This is a genomic window from Actinoplanes sp. OR16 (assembly GCF_004001265.1).
In the GTDB taxonomy this organism is placed as follows: Bacteria; Actinomycetota; Actinomycetes; order Mycobacteriales; family Micromonosporaceae; genus Actinoplanes.
Window position 1 is genome coordinate 7,461,211 of sequence record NZ_AP019371.1, and the last position, 13,460, is coordinate 7,474,670.

At 69.8% G+C, this 13,460-nt stretch carries 16 protein-coding genes; 3 read left to right on the forward strand and 13 right to left on the reverse strand.

What is annotated here, in order from left to right:
- Window positions 1–8: 8 nt before the first annotated feature.
- Window positions 9–1,562, reverse strand: a complete 1,554-nt coding sequence (locus tag EP757_RS34395) for an ABC transporter substrate-binding protein (protein WP_160165972.1) — start codon at window positions 1,560–1,562, stop codon at window positions 9–11.
- A 227-nt stretch (window positions 1,563–1,789) separates the two neighbouring features.
- On the opposite strand from EP757_RS34395, the gene EP757_RS34400 reads away from it, so the two are divergent.
- Window positions 1,790–2,461 (forward strand): GntR family transcriptional regulator, encoded by a 672-nt coding sequence (locus tag EP757_RS34400; RefSeq protein WP_127552553.1) that lies wholly within the window; start codon window positions 1,790–1,792, stop codon window positions 2,459–2,461.
- Here EP757_RS34400 and EP757_RS43525 read toward each other — a convergent pair.
- The 5 genes from EP757_RS43525 to EP757_RS34420 form a co-directional block, all read right to left on the reverse strand.
- Complete coding sequence (locus tag EP757_RS43525) at window positions 2,414–2,965, reverse strand: maleylpyruvate isomerase N-terminal domain-containing protein (protein WP_197725447.1); 552 nt, start codon at window positions 2,963–2,965, stop codon at window positions 2,414–2,416. The two genes, EP757_RS34400 and EP757_RS43525, sit on opposite strands and share 48 nt — an antisense overlap.
- Window positions 2,877–3,299 (reverse strand): SRPBCC family protein, encoded by a 423-nt coding sequence (locus tag EP757_RS43530; protein ID WP_197725448.1) that lies wholly within the window; start codon window positions 3,297–3,299, stop codon window positions 2,877–2,879. The genes EP757_RS43525 and EP757_RS43530 overlap by 89 nt, the downstream gene beginning before the upstream one ends.
- A gap of 48 nt (window positions 3,300–3,347) precedes the next feature.
- Window positions 3,348–3,944 (reverse strand): hypothetical protein, encoded by a 597-nt coding sequence (locus EP757_RS34410; RefSeq protein ID WP_127552554.1) that lies wholly within the window; start codon window positions 3,942–3,944, stop codon window positions 3,348–3,350.
- Between the two features lie 149 nt (window positions 3,945–4,093).
- The gene (locus tag EP757_RS44230) at window positions 4,094–4,270 is read right to left on the reverse strand and encodes an AlpA family transcriptional regulator (RefSeq protein ID WP_127554581.1); all 177 of its coding nucleotides are present in this window, start codon (window positions 4,268–4,270) and stop codon (window positions 4,094–4,096) included.
- A 206-nt stretch (window positions 4,271–4,476) separates the two neighbouring features.
- Window positions 4,477–5,331, reverse strand: a complete 855-nt coding sequence (locus tag EP757_RS34420) for an SDR family oxidoreductase (protein WP_127552555.1) — start codon at window positions 5,329–5,331, stop codon at window positions 4,477–4,479.
- A 202-nt stretch (window positions 5,332–5,533) separates the two neighbouring features.
- Here EP757_RS34420 and EP757_RS34425 point away from each other — a divergent pair, with 202 nt between their 5' ends.
- Complete coding sequence (locus tag EP757_RS34425) at window positions 5,534–5,857, forward strand: winged helix-turn-helix transcriptional regulator (RefSeq protein WP_370457725.1); 324 nt, start codon at window positions 5,534–5,536, stop codon at window positions 5,855–5,857.
- Between the two features lie 250 nt (window positions 5,858–6,107).
- On the opposite strand, the gene EP757_RS34430 is transcribed toward EP757_RS34425, so the two are convergent.
- Together EP757_RS34430 and EP757_RS34435 are read right to left on the reverse strand one after the other, a co-directional pair.
- Complete coding sequence (locus tag EP757_RS34430) at window positions 6,108–6,632, reverse strand: hypothetical protein (protein WP_127552557.1); 525 nt, start codon at window positions 6,630–6,632, stop codon at window positions 6,108–6,110.
- Between the two features lie 114 nt (window positions 6,633–6,746).
- Complete coding sequence (locus EP757_RS34435) at window positions 6,747–7,988, reverse strand: acyl-CoA dehydrogenase family protein (RefSeq protein ID WP_232050151.1); 1,242 nt, start codon at window positions 7,986–7,988, stop codon at window positions 6,747–6,749.
- An 89-nt stretch (window positions 7,989–8,077) separates the two neighbouring features.
- On the opposite strand from EP757_RS34435, the gene EP757_RS34440 reads away from it, so the two are divergent.
- Window positions 8,078–8,692: a peroxidase-related enzyme gene (locus EP757_RS34440; protein WP_160165973.1), complete on the forward strand. Its 615-nt coding sequence runs from the start codon at window positions 8,078–8,080 to the stop codon at window positions 8,690–8,692.
- A 77-nt stretch (window positions 8,693–8,769) separates the two neighbouring features.
- On the opposite strand, the gene EP757_RS34445 is transcribed toward EP757_RS34440, so the two are convergent.
- From EP757_RS34445 to dctP, 5 genes are all read right to left on the reverse strand, one after another.
- Window positions 8,770–9,705 (reverse strand): pentapeptide repeat-containing protein, encoded by a 936-nt coding sequence (locus tag EP757_RS34445; protein WP_127552560.1) that lies wholly within the window; start codon window positions 9,703–9,705, stop codon window positions 8,770–8,772.
- A gap of 229 nt (window positions 9,706–9,934) precedes the next feature.
- Window positions 9,935–10,246, reverse strand: coding sequence for a hypothetical protein (locus tag EP757_RS34450; protein ID WP_127552561.1), 312 nt, complete (start codon window positions 10,244–10,246; stop codon window positions 9,935–9,937).
- A 40-nt stretch (window positions 10,247–10,286) separates the two neighbouring features.
- On the reverse strand, window positions 10,287–11,591 hold the full coding sequence (locus tag EP757_RS34455; protein WP_127552562.1) for a sodium:proton antiporter: 1,305 nt from the start codon (window positions 11,589–11,591) through the stop codon (window positions 10,287–10,289).
- Window positions 11,592–11,597: 6 nt separating this feature from the next.
- Complete coding sequence (locus EP757_RS34460; protein ID WP_127552563.1) at window positions 11,598–12,446, reverse strand: shikimate dehydrogenase; 849 nt, start codon at window positions 12,444–12,446, stop codon at window positions 11,598–11,600.
- Complete coding sequence (gene dctP / locus EP757_RS34465; RefSeq protein WP_127552564.1) at window positions 12,446–13,453, reverse strand: TRAP transporter substrate-binding protein DctP; 1,008 nt, start codon at window positions 13,451–13,453, stop codon at window positions 12,446–12,448. Before dctP ends, EP757_RS34460 begins: the two co-directional genes overlap by 1 nt.
- Window positions 13,454–13,460 lie beyond the last annotated feature (7 nt).

Genomic DNA, 13,460 nt, shown 5'->3' on the forward strand with positions numbered 1-13,460 from the left:
GGCTGTCCCTACTGGAAGTGCAGCGCGGTGGTGTCGAGCAGCGTGTGCGTCGGCGCATACGCGAACCCGGTGACCGTGGACTTGTGCGCGTAGACGTACTTGGAGTTGGCGATGTTCATCGACACCGCGTCGTCGTTCACGATGGTCTGCACCTGCTTGGCGTAGTCGCAGCTCTGCTCGGTGGAGGTGGCCTTCACGGCCTTGTCGAGCAGGGCGTCGACGGCCGGGTTGGTGTACTGGCCGTAGTTGGAGCCGGTCCCGACGAACTTGGAGTCGTAGACCCGGTAGAGCATCGAGGTGGCGTCCGGGTAGAGCGGGAAGTCCCAGATCAGGCCCATGTCCGGCGCCGACTTCGGGTCGGAGATCGCCTTGACGAACTCGGGGTAGGTGACCGACTTGAGCTCGAGGGTCACGCCGATGTCGCGCAGGTTGGACTGCAGCAGCGTGGCGGCCTTGTTGTGCTCCGGGATGACCGACTGGTAGTACATCGTCAGCTTCAGGTTCGCCGCGCCGGCCTCGGCGAGCAGCTTCTTCGCCTCGTCGATGTTCTGCGCGGAGGCGGGGATCGACGGGCGGCAGGTCATCGTGTTCGGCAGCACGCCGTCGGCGACGCTGCCCTGCCCGGCCAGGATGTTGCCGACGTGGCCCTGGTAGTCGTAGGCGAGGCGGAGGGCCTTGCGGACCCGGACGTCGGCGGTCGGCCCGGACGCGGTGTCGAAGAACGCGTAGAGCTGCAGCGGGCCCTTGACGTCGGTGAGCGTGAAGCCCGGGGCGTCCTTGAACTGCTGCTGATCGGTGGGCACCAGGTTGTAGGCGACGTCGACGTTGCCCTGGCGCAGCTCGTCGCGCAGCGTGGCGCTCTCGGTGATGTAGCGGTAGACCATCGTGGCCGGCCGCTCGCCGGCGCCACCCCAGTACCCGTCGAACCGGGTGAACCGGACCTGCTGGTTGGGCCGGTACTCGGCGACCTGGTAGGCGCCGCTGCCCGCCGAGTGGGTGGCGAGCCAGCTCTGCCCGTCGTCGTTGCCGGCGTTGGCCTTCACGAGCGCGGAGTTGACGATGTAGATGCGGCTCAGCGCGCCGAGGAAGCCGGCGTTGGCCCGGCTCAGCGTGATGTCGACCTCGGTGGCGCTGGCAGCGGTGGCCGACTTGAAGTCGGCGATGGCGGTCGCGATGCCGAGGTTGAGCCGGCGTACGCGGTCGAGGGTGTAGACGACGTCGGTGGCGGTGACGGTGGCGCCGTCGTGGAACTTCGCGTCCGGGCGCAGCGTCAGGGTCAGCGCGGTGGCGTCGGGCGCCACCTCCCACGCGGTCGCCAGCTTGGGGACCAGCTTGTCCTGGTCGTCGTAGGTGAGCAGGGTGTCGTAGGCGGCGACGCTGGTCAGGTCGGTCTGCACGTCCGAGGAGAGCAGCGGGTCGAGAGTCTGCGGGGTGGCGCCGGTGCCGATGATCAGAGTGTCGGCGCGGGCGGTGCCGGTAGCGGCCTGGCCGCCACCTCCGCAGGCGGCGAGAGCGGTGACCAGGACAGCGGCGGAAGCGGTGGCGACGATGGTACGGAGCATGTTGTCTCCGGGGGTTCGAAGCAGCTGATTGGTATACAACATGCCGGTGGCAGCGCTTCACCATCGAGAACACCCGGTAACAAACTTGTTGCCTGACCAGACAACATCACCCGCAGGTCGGCCAAACTGGACTTTCCATGCATGGCGCTTGGTATGCCAAAGCCCCTAGGGTCCGCGGTAGACGACAATGGATGCCGTCGCTGACGGGGAAGAACGGGAGAGCCGGCATGTCCATCGGAACCGTGGACCGATCACTGTCCACGCAGGTGTACCACCTACTGCGCGAACGGATCATCTCGGGCGATCTGCAGCCCGGCCAGCGGCTCATCGAACGCGAGATCTGCGAGCAGCTCGAGGTCTCCCGCATCCCGCTGCGCGAGGCGCTGCCGCAGCTGGAGGCGGACGGGTTCATCCGTACCCTGCCGCGCCGGGGCGCGATGGTCACCCGGCTGACCCTGCACGACATCGAGGAGCTGTTCGACGTCCGCGAAAGCCTCGAAGTCCTCGCCGCCAAGCTCGCCGCCACCCACCGCGACCCCGCCGGCCTGGAGTCCCTGCGGGCGCGCATCACCCAGGCCCGGACCGCGCTGGACAACCACGCCGATCAGGAGGCGGCCGCCGCCAACGTCGCCTTCCACGACGACGTGCTGACGCTGTCGCGCAACAGCCTGCTGCGCAATCTGATGCAGCCGCTCAACGGCCGCATGCAGTGGCTGTTCCGGATGACCGCCGACCGCGACATCCGCGTCCAGTGCGCCGAACACGAAGGACTTTACGCCGCCATCCGCGACGGGCACGCCGAACTGGCCGGGGCGCTCGCCTACGCGCACGTCGCCAGCGGCCGGGCGCCATCACTCGCGCTCCTCGCCGACGTACTCCCGCCCGGCGACCCCGGCTGATCGCCCCGGACGTCTCGGTGGCGTCCGGCCGCCGTCATGCACGTCGGCCGACGATGAGGTCGCGCCCCTCGCCGTCGAGCTGGTCGAGGTAGGCACGCCGACCGGCCATCGTTCGGATGTCCTGGCTGTGCACGAGCACTTCACCGAGGTAGGCGACCGTGTCCCGGTCGGGGCGATCGTCGCCTCCGTCACGGCCTGGAATCGGGTGAGCGTCTCCTGCGGGGTCGATCCCAGGTGCTCACGCAGGCGGCGGTCGTTGTGCACCGCGGGGCGGAAACCGGCGAGCGCGATGCTGCGGATCCATCGCCGGCGGCCGGTCGTGGCGGCGGCGGTCAGGTGCGCGACGACGTGTTCCACGTCCCAGCCGGCGCAGAGGGTCGGTTCATGCCGGCGAGCGGCGTCGAGACCGGAGAGGTCACCGGCCAGGGAGCGGCGCGCGGCGTGGACGATGGCCGACCAAGCGGCGCAGCGCCATCCGGGCGACCGGCAGATAGAGCAGCACAACGGGAGCGAAGCCGGACACGACCAGGCCGGCCCTCGTCCCACCGGCGATCGGCTCGACCGTGTGCCGCAGATGCAGGCGCAGCCCTGCCACCCGCACGGCCCACGACCAGCTGCGGACCGGACCGGTGGCGTCGACGTCGAGGATGCGGAACGGCACGCGGATGCCACCCCGCCCGTGGACGACCCCGGTCTGCTGCGGGGCGATCGTCTCGGCGGGATGGTCGGCGTACCGAATCTGGGGTGACCACTCGGGCCAGCGCCGCGGACGCACATAGCGATCCCACACGTCCTCGGCGGGGCGCGGCCCACTCACCGTCACGCTGCGCACGGTCATGCCACCACGATTCCCCGCGCCGACACGCCAGGAACGGGATACCCGGGGTTAGAACATTCGTTCGATGCTAGCGTGTGACCATGCCCGACCAAGATTCCACCCCGACGCCGGCCCGCCCGCGGCCGCCGGCAGTGCCGCCCGTGGTGTTCTCCAGCCCCGGCCCCGCCGACGACCCCGAACCGATGCCCCTGCGCCCCCAGCACCGCCGCCCGTCGACTCCCCGGCGCCGCGCCGGCTAGCCACCTGCGCCCGGCCCCTGCTCACCCCGGGGGCGTCACGGCTCGTACCGGCTCCTACCAGGCCGGCGTACAGAGCCAGGCCCGCCGCCCACCAGATGACCGGCATGTCGAGCCGGAGACCCCAGCCGAAACCGGCGATCGGGAACGGCATCACGACCGCACCGGCACACGCCAGCCCGCACGCGCCTCTCCCCCACGAGCGGCGGTCACGCAGGCGCGTCGCCGGCAGCACCAGGATGAGCCCGGCCACGAGCCCGGCCAGCAGCCCGAGGACCGCCCCGACGAGTCCGCCGAGCACCAGGCCCGCCGAACTCACCGGCACACGCCCGTCTCCGGCGACACTGCGGAACACCACGACGGCGAACAGCACCACCATCACGAAGAATCCCGTGACCCCGCCCGTCACCGTGGGACCACCCGGCAACCGGCGCCGGGCGTACCGGCCATGTGGGAGGCGTGCCTGCTCGTCCGACTCCTTACCGCGACCGCCCGCGTTTGACCTCCGCTCTGAAGCCTCCTCACCGGCCGCTTGCCATCGCTACATCGGCCTGCCGATCAGTTGCCGAGTCGCTCTCGGCGCTTGGTGATCCACCGCTCCACGTCCGCGGTTCGCCAAATCTTGCCTTGGGCTAGGTCAGCGACCGGTTCGGGGAAGTCAGCACGGCTCGTGAGCTGGTAGACACGTTGCCGACTGAGGTTCCCGAGCCGGGCGCGGATCTCGTGAGCGCCCATGAATGCCTGTCTCCCGCCTGCCATGCTCAGGACTATAGGCTTGAGACAAGTTGCCCCACGATCCCCGGCGCGGGTGTTGCCACCATGTCAAGGGGTCAGGCGGAGGGCGACCGGGCAGGTCATCTTGCGACCGACACACCGACTGGCAGCAGCGGCGTCGGCCTGCCCTTCAGTTGCGGCCCGGTCGACGGCAACGTCAACCTCGGTCAGCGGAGGGCGGCGGCGATCGCTTCCGCCGGGGTCGTCGTCGGCCGTCCGATCAGGCGCCGCAAGTCGCCCGAGTCGGTGAACATCTCGTCGTGGCTCATGGCGCGGTCGGCGTCCGCAAGGACCTGCGCCAGCTCGGTGGGCACGCCCGCGCCGACCAGCACCTGGGCGAACTCGTCGACTGGCAGATCGGTGTAGCCGATCCGCCTGCCCGTCGCGGCCGAGATCGCCGCGGCCAGCTGCGTCAGGGTGAAGGCCTCATCGCCGCCCAGCTCGTACGCCTTGCCGTCGTGGCCTTCGGTAGTCAGCACGACCGCGGCGGCGTCGGCGTAGTCAGCTCGGGTCGCGGCGCTGATCCTGCCCTGGCCGACGGCCCCGACGAGCGCTCCGCCCTGCAGTACCTGAGGAAGCTGGTCGGTGTAGTTCTCCAGGTACCAGCCGTTGCGCAGCATCACGCTGGGGAGGCGCTCGCGCAAGTACTCCTCCGTGGCCCGGTGGGTGGGGGAAAGATCGGTGGTGGACGTGTCCGCGTGCAGCATGCTCGTGAACGCGACCAGCGACGCGCCCGCCTTCACCGCGGCGTCGATGGCGCGGCGGTGGTTGGCGACGCGCTCGCTCGGGGTCGTGGTGGAGATCAGCAGAAGCTTGTCCACGCCCTCGAAGGCCGCGGGGAGGCTGTCGGACTCCGCGAAGTCGGCCCGGCGGACCTCGACACCACGGTCGGCGAAGTCCTTGATCCTGCTGATGTCACGGCTGGTCGCGACGATCTGGGAGGCCGGCACCCCACGGGTCAGCAGCGCCTCGACGGTGAGCCGACCCAGATTTCCGGAGGCTGCAGTGACAACGATCGACATGGCGGTTGCACCTTTCTGCCGCAGGATTTCCGCGACGTGAACCCACGATGACCTGGTCGCTCTCCTTTGGTAAGGGCGAACTTTCGGGTAAGGTGCCCACTCAGGCGAAAGGATCCAGGTGAGGTTTGTGGAGACGGTCCGGGAAGTGAGCGAGTCCACACCATCGTGGGACCCTTATACGCGGGGCTGCCCATCGCGTGACGTGCTCGACCAGATCGGCAGCAAATGGGCCGTCCTGGTGATGGGCGAGCTCGGCAGGCATGGGGCGCGCCGGTTCGCGCAGCTGCGGCAGCAGCTCGAAGGGATCAGCGAGAAGATGCTCACCCAGACGCTGCGCACGCTCGAACGCGACGGGCTGATCCTGCGGACGGTGTATCCGGAGGCGCCGATCCGCGTGGAGTACGAGTTGACGCCGCTCGGCCAGACCCTGCGTGGCCCTCTGAAGGCGCTCACGGAGTGGTCAACGCAGCACATCGAGGAAGTTGTCGACGCCCGCAAGAAGTACGACGAGCGCACCGGAAAATAGCGGGCGCCTCCGGAGTAGCGGAGTCGTGCCAGCACCCCGGACTCGCGAACGAAGGCCCTGCATCTGGCGGACGGCCACCCGGCAACGCACACCGCCGCCGACGTGAGCGTCAGCCTCGTCGCCCGGGCGGAGACCGCCGGTCGGTTGCCACGCGGCTCACCAGCGCGGGCCCGTTCCGGCTCTTGGCGACCGGAGTGGGCGCGCTGCCGGGCGGGTGCGTCGAGCACCCGTCCAGCAGCGCGCCGGCGTACTAATCGATGATCGGTGAAACCACGTGCGGGACCTCCCGGCAGACCCAGGACGGGACGCCATCCGCGCTCTGCGGGTGCAGGCCGCGCCGGTGCTCGGGACAGACCGGCCAGATCCGGCTGCGATCGTGGGTGACCCACTCCTGCACGTTGTCGGCGACCGTGAGCGCGACCTCGGCGAACGTCAGACCGGTGATCCGCTGCCCGTAACCACCGACGCGCACCACCCCGGTCGGCTCGAGCGCGTCCGGTGGCGTCGTCACGACCGTGAGGCCCGGCAGTGGACCGAGATCGACCTCGGCCCGTGCCGCGATGCGCTGCAGAGCCCGCTGCGCCAGCTCGACTCGGCGGGCGAACACCAACGGGTTCACCAGCTCCATCGGCATCGCGCCGTTACCGGCGTAGACCTCGGTGATCCAGTCCAGGAACTCCGGGTCGTCGCCGTCCGCATCCCAGTCGAACGGTTCCCCGCCGGCAAGCTCGGCGATCCACTGCTGGAAGCCTGGCTCACGGCGGACGTCGCTCACTCGATCCACCTCGGCCAACCTCCACCCGGCGACTGCGTGGCCCCGATGTCCCAGTCATACAGGGCCCGGCCGCTCGCGGTGAACGTCGGGGTGCCGGCGGCGCCTTCGACGGATTCAGATGAGGGGGTGCTTGGGCGGGGGCGTGCCGTCGAGGAGGTGGCGGCCCAGGTGGACGAACTTCCACCGCGCGGGGTCGTGGAGGGAGTGCACGCGGACGTTGCGCCAGTGCCGGTCGAGCCCGTGCCGCTCGTCGGCGGAGGAGGTGCCCGCCAGCTCGATCACGTCGCTGGCGACCTGCGGGGCGATCTCCTGGGCCAGTGCCTTGACCTCGGCCACGGCGAGCGACGCGGCGATCAGCACCTCCTCGTCGGGCTGCTCCGCCGAACGCGTGGCGTCGACCGCGACACCGGCGCGCTCGAAGAGCGCCTCGAGGGCGGCGACGAGGGCGCGGAGCCGGCCGAGCCGGTGCTGCACGAGCTGCTCGTCGGCGACCCGGTCGACGCCCGACTCCACCCAGGGCCGGGACCGGTCGCGGATGAAGGCCGCGCCGTCCTCCAGCGCCGCCCGGGCGATGCCCACGTCGATGGCCGCGTGCAGCAACTGGTCGTAGGCACCGACTGGGCTGCGCGGCGGGTCGGCGGGCTGGACGCCGAGGTCGATGACGTCGGTCCACGGCACCGGCACGTCGTCGAGGTGTACCGAGCCGCTGGCCGTGCTGCGCTGGCCGAAGGCGGACCAGTCGCCGTCGATCGTCACGCCCGCGTCGCCCGGGCGCACGAAGGCGATCACGGGATGTGCCGAGTCGCCGTCGAGGTTGGCGGCCACGCCGAAGATGCTCGAGGCCAGCGCGCCGGTGGCGTAGTACTTGCGTCCGTTGAGGGTGGCCGTGCCGTCAGCGTCGCGGCGCAGGGAGGTGCGCCGGTCGAAGACGTGGGCGGTGCCGCGCTCGGCGGTCGCGTTGCCGATCCACCCGCCGCCGGTCGCGACCCGGTGCAGGGTCTGCCGCAGCTCGGGCCCGCTCGCGAGTGAAGCGACGTCGAGCAGCACGAAGTGTGCGAGCACGAGCTGGGCGAGATTGGAGTCGCCGCGGGCCAATCGGCGAAGGACGTCGCCGGCGACCGACAGCGGCAGGCCGGAGCCTCCGTCGGCCTGTGGCACGGTGACCGCCAGAAGGCCGCTGCCGGCAAGCTCGCGCAGGAGGTCGGCCGGGTGGCTGCGTGCGAGGTCACGCTCGGCAGCGTGCTCGGCCGCGCGGGCGGCGACGGCGTCGGCGAGGGCTGCCGCACCGGCTTGATCGAGGGCACCTCGCGGTTTCGCGGTCACGTGGTCGTGAGGGGTCGTCAGCTGCGCGGTCACAGAACTCTCCTTGGGATGGGGTTGCTAAGCCTAGCAAACCTAGTGGTTTGATAGGCAATGCATCGTCACCGTTCGCCGAAGGAGTGCCCGTGTCATCCACCGTGATCGAGACCGCCGCCCCCGCAGCCGTCGTATCCCTCCCCAAGCACCTCGTCACCCGGCTCGGCGGGGTCGACCGCGAGGACGTCTCGCCGAAGCTGCAGCGCCAGTTCGATGCCGCCGAGAAGACGTACGGCTACGTACCGAACTGGCTGCGCGGGTACGCCGTGAACGAGCCCACCCTCGAGCGCCTGCTGGCCATCTACGGACCACTGTGGGACGACAGTGCGAACCACCACCTGACGATCCAGGAGCGTGAGCTCATCTCCGTGATCGTGGCGCACGAGAACCACTGCGGCTACTGCGTCGCCAACCACCGGTACGGGCTCGCCAAGGCGACCGGCGACAAGGAGCGGGCAGCTCGGATCGCCGACGACCACCACCTGATCGACTTCGACGAGCGCGACCAGGCGCTGGTCGACCTCGCGGTCAAGGTCACCACCGCGGCTCACCTCGTCGGCGAGGCGGACTACGAGCGGCTGCGCAACGTCGGCCTGACCAACGCCGGGATCGTCGAGGCCATCGAGGTCGCCGCCTTCTTCAGCTACGCCAACAAGCTGACCCAGGCGATCGGGCTGCAACCCGACTCCACCCTGTTCGCCTGACCGTCTGGATGCCCGGAGGACCCCGGTCGCTCACCGCCGGGGTCCTCCGGTCCAAAGCCCATGCCCCACCGACGACGTCACTCCTGGATCCGGCACTGCGAGTCCAGATCGGATGCGCTCGGTGACGGCCGCACCAGTTCCTCCGGGAGCACGGTGCGTTCATCGAGGTGAGCACACCACAACTGGTCGGGATCCAGCAGAGCACCGCTGAGGTCGGCTCCTTCGAGGAGCGCGCCATGCAGATCCGCTCCATGGAGGACCGCACCGCGAAGGTCCGCCTCGGCCAGGCGGGTGCCCTGCAGGCTCGCACCCCGCAGGTTCGCGCCGACCAGCTTCGCGCCACCCAGCTCCACGTCGCGCAGGTTCGCGCCACCCAGGTCGGCGCCGTCCAATGCGCCGTCGTGAAGGTTGGCTCCGCGCAGGGTCGCCCGGCTCAGGTCCGCGCCGCGGAGGTCCGCGTTGCGCAGGTTCGCGTTGCGCAGGTTCGCGTAGAGCATCTCCGCACGATGCAGCTTCGCACCACGGAGGGCCGCCAGGCTGAGGTCGGCTTCGGACAGATCGACCCGGCCCTCCCCATCGAGGCCCGAGTCACGGCGCGCCAGCACGGTCAGGGCGGCCTGAACGTCCACCGGCCGGGCAGTGGGCACGCCCCCGGCGGTCACCTGCTCCGTGCGGCGAGGCGCCGGAGCGTGTCCACGGACGAAGGCACTGAGGATGTCCACCACCGCAGCCTGATCATCATCGGAATCCCGCATGATCCGCTGCAAGGCGTAGATCGCGCCCAACCGGACATCGACCTTCGCGACCCCAGGCTGACCCAACTGCTCGACGGCCTTGGTGAACCGGTCCGTGATCTGCCCTTGAAGGGCCAGCTTCTGCTGCTCGCGGCTGTGGTGGCTCGTCACGAACACCCCCACTGCTACGGCGAGAACCGACAGCAGGCCCGCGATCGCCGTCACCCTCTGCCACCAATCGGGCTTCAGGTCGATCTGGCCGACGGTCGCCAACTGCACCCGGGCCGGCGCCGCTGGACGGGAAGGTATCGGCCGCGGCAGCAGGCGAGGTTCGGCAGCGGCCGGCAACCGCCGGGCACGCGGCGAACGACCGGGTGGCGCGGCGGGAGGCGACGCCTGCACGCCGGTTCGCCAAGCAGTGCGGGCAGCGGACAGTCGAGAGCGGAAAGTGGGCACACCTCCATTGCAGCGGTCGCCGTCCACTCTGCTTCGCGCCGGCCCGCGGCGGTCACCGCCGCCGCAGGAGATCCTGGAGGGTCGCGAGGATCGAGGCCGACCTGACCTCCCGTTGTGGCATCCCGGGCAGCTCCCGCTCCAGTCTGGACCACGCCTTCCGGGCGGCCAGCACACCGACCACGATGAACGGGATCGCCGCGGCGCTGAGCCAGAAGAACGGGAGGCCCCAACCGGCGCAGGAAACGACGAATGCGGATCCCATCATCCACAACAGCCCGCCGAAATAGAGCCGGCCGGCCCGGAGCGCTTGCGGGTACGAACCGGCCCTGCGGACTTGGCCGAGGTAGTCGCTGTCCGTGGTCAAGGCCCACATCCTCACCGAAGGACGATCAGAGTTGTGGATCTTAGCCTGTCGATGCGAAGAAGAGGAATGTCGCCGCCACCAGGACCGGCAGCAGGATCACCGCCGCGAGCAGCGCATAGGCGAAGAAATGCGGCATCAGCACCCCGCGTTCCTCGGCGATCTCCTTGACCATCAGGTTGGGCCCGTTGCCGATGTAGGTGAGCGCCCCCATCATCACCGACCCGCAGGCTATCGCCGCCAGCAGTTCGGTGCCGCCGGGGACGTTGATCAGTGACGCCAGATAGGTGGGGTCGTCGACGCTGATGCCGAGTTGCCCGGCGGCGACGGAGGTGAAGGCGAGGTAGGTGGGTGCGTTGTCGAGGGTCGACGACAGCGCGCCGGAGGCCCAGAAATACTGCCACGGCTGGTGCAGCCCGATCTGCTGGGCGTGGGCGTTGAGCAGCAGCAGCGGCTGCGTCATGGTGACGAAGATGCCGGCGAAGATCACCGCCACCGAGGCGATCGGGCCGACGGTGAAGTGGTTGCCGTCGTGGATGGCGCGGGGCGTGATCCGGTACGACACCCACGCGATGGTCAGCAGGGCGGCTTCCGGTACGCCGAAGGGCAGTGTCACGGTTCCTTTGCCGATGAGCACGACGATGACCGCGCCGAGCAGCAGCACGTTGCGCCGGCCGGCGAGCCGCAGGGGCCGGTGGACGATCAGTTCGTCGAGCAGCCCGGCGGCCGGGTCGCGCCGTTCCTCGCGGTTGACCAGGAACTGGTCCACCAGGTTGAACAGCAGGATGAGGACGGCGTTGACGAACAGCCACGGCCCCCACAACCGCAGCGTCCACGCGAACGGCACGCCCTTGAGGAAACCGAGGTAGAGCGGTGGGTCCCCGATCGGGGTGAGCAGCCCGCCCGCGTTCGCGACGATGAGGATGAAGAAGACGACCAGGTGCGTACGGCTGGCGCGCCGTGCGTTGGCGCGCAGCAGCGGCCGGATCAGCAGCATGGCGGCGCCCGTGGTGCCGACGACGTTGGCGAGCACGGCGCCGACGGCCAGCATGCCGGCGTTGGACAGCGGTGTTCCGGCGAGCGAGCCGCGTACCTCGATGCCGCCCGCGATGACGAACAGCGCGGTGAGCAGGGCCAGGAAGGAGAGGTATTCGCTGAGGGAGTGGGCGAGGGCGGTCGTCCCGCCGTCGGTGAACAGCAGGTGCAGGGCGGCGGGTGTGGCGGCGAGGCCGGCGATCAGTGCCTTGTGGGCGAGCCGGCTCCACCAGCCGGCGGCGAGCACTTCGAGGAGCGCGACGGCGGCGAGCAGCAGCAGGAACGGTGTGACGGTCCAGAGCGGTGGCGGCATACCGGCCTATCCGCCGGCGCGCAGCAGTTCGGCGGAGTCGGCGAGCATCGCGGCGGGGTCGGCGGGGACGCCGGTGAACAGTTCGAAGGCGGCGACCGCCTGGTGCACGCTCATCGCCACGCCGGGCAGGGTGGCGGCGCCGGCGAATCGGGCGGCCCGCAGCAGGGCGGTGTCGGCGGGCCGGTAGACGAGGTCGGCCACCCACAGGCCGGGGCGCAGGTCGGTGGCGGCGACCGGTGAGCCGGGGTGGTGGTCCATGCCGACCGGGGTGGCGTTGATGACGCCGTCGGCGCCGGCCAGCAGAGTGCTCAGCGACGACGGTGTGCCGGTGCTGACCCGGCCGGCGCCGAGCCGGGTGGCCAGTTCGGCGGCCCGGGACTCGTCGACGTCGACGATGGTCAGATGTGCGGCGCCGAGGGTGAGCATGGCGTGCGCGACGGCGGCGCCGGCTCCGCCCGCACCGAGCTGCACGACGTGCTCGCGCGGTGCGGACGGGAAATGCGCGGCGAAGGCGGTCCGGAACCCGTACGCATCCGTGTTGTGCCCTTTGATCTCGTTGTCGTCGAAGACGACGGTGTTGACCGCGCCCAGCACGCGGGCCTCGGCGGACAGGTCGTCGAGGTAGCCGATGATCAGCTGCTTGAACGGATGGGTGACGTTGAGGCCGCGGTAGCCGAGGGTGCGTGCCCAGCGCAGCAGGTCGGGCAGGTCGGCGGGGTGCAGGCTACGGTCGTGCGAGTCGATGGTGGTGTAGAGCAGCCGGATGCCGTGCCGGTCGGCCTCGTACTGGTGCAGCAGCGGAGAATGGGACTGGCCGATGCCGGCACCGACCAGTCCGATCAGCACGGGATCCATCAGGCGGACGCTCGGATGCTCTTGTAGAGCTCGAGGTTCTCGCCGGTGTAGTGGCTGTTGAAGTAGGCCTCGGCCTTGCTGATGAACGCGGCCCGGTCGACCTGGTCGATCTCCACGACGGTGCGGGTGGAGTCGGCCCGCCAGCCGTCGAGGACCTTCTCGGTCTCGTCGTCGACGCACTTGCGGTTCTCGGCGCGGATGTCGTGCACGGCCTTGGTGAGCGCGTCCTTCTGCGGCTGGCTCATCTTGTCGAGGGTCTTGTCGGAGACGACGACGAAGTGGACGCCGACCTGGTGGTTGGTGAGGCTGGCGGATTTGAGGATCTCGTCGAACTTCTGGGCGTGGGTGGCGACCACCGGGTTCTCCTGGCCCTGGGCGACGCCCTGCTGCAGGGCGAGGTAGAGCTCTTCGACGGCGATGGCGACGGCGTTGGCGCCGAGGGCTTCGGCGTTGGCGAGGAACTGCGGCGTGTTCGGGAACCGGACCTTGAGGTCGCCGAGGTCGGCCGGTTTGCGGATCGGCTTGGTGGCGGTGAAGGTGCGCATGCCGAAGTACCAGGCGTCGAGGATGGAGGTGTCGGTGGCGGTGTTGAACTCGGTGAAGAACTCCTTGCCGCTCTGGTCGACCCAGCTGAAGAAGTGGTCGATGTCGTTGAAGGCGTAGGCGGCGTCCAGCACGCCGATCTTGGGGAAGGCGGTCGACATGGCCGAGCCGCCCTGCAGGTCGATGTCGATGTCGCCGCTCTGCACTCCCGCGAAGCGTTCGGCGTCAGGGCCGAGCTGGCTGTTCGGGAACATGTCGATGGTGAGGTTGAGGTCCTGCTGGGCCTCGATGCGGTCCTTGAGCAGCTTCATGCCGCAGTAGAAGTTGGGCTGGGTCTCCGGCTGGGAGCTGCCGATCTTGAGGGTGAGCGTGGGGTTCTCACCCTCCTCGGCCGTGGTGTTGTCGCTGGTGGTGCAGCCGGTGACGAGCAGAAGGGCGGTGAGGGCGATGGCGATTCTTCTCATGGCGTTT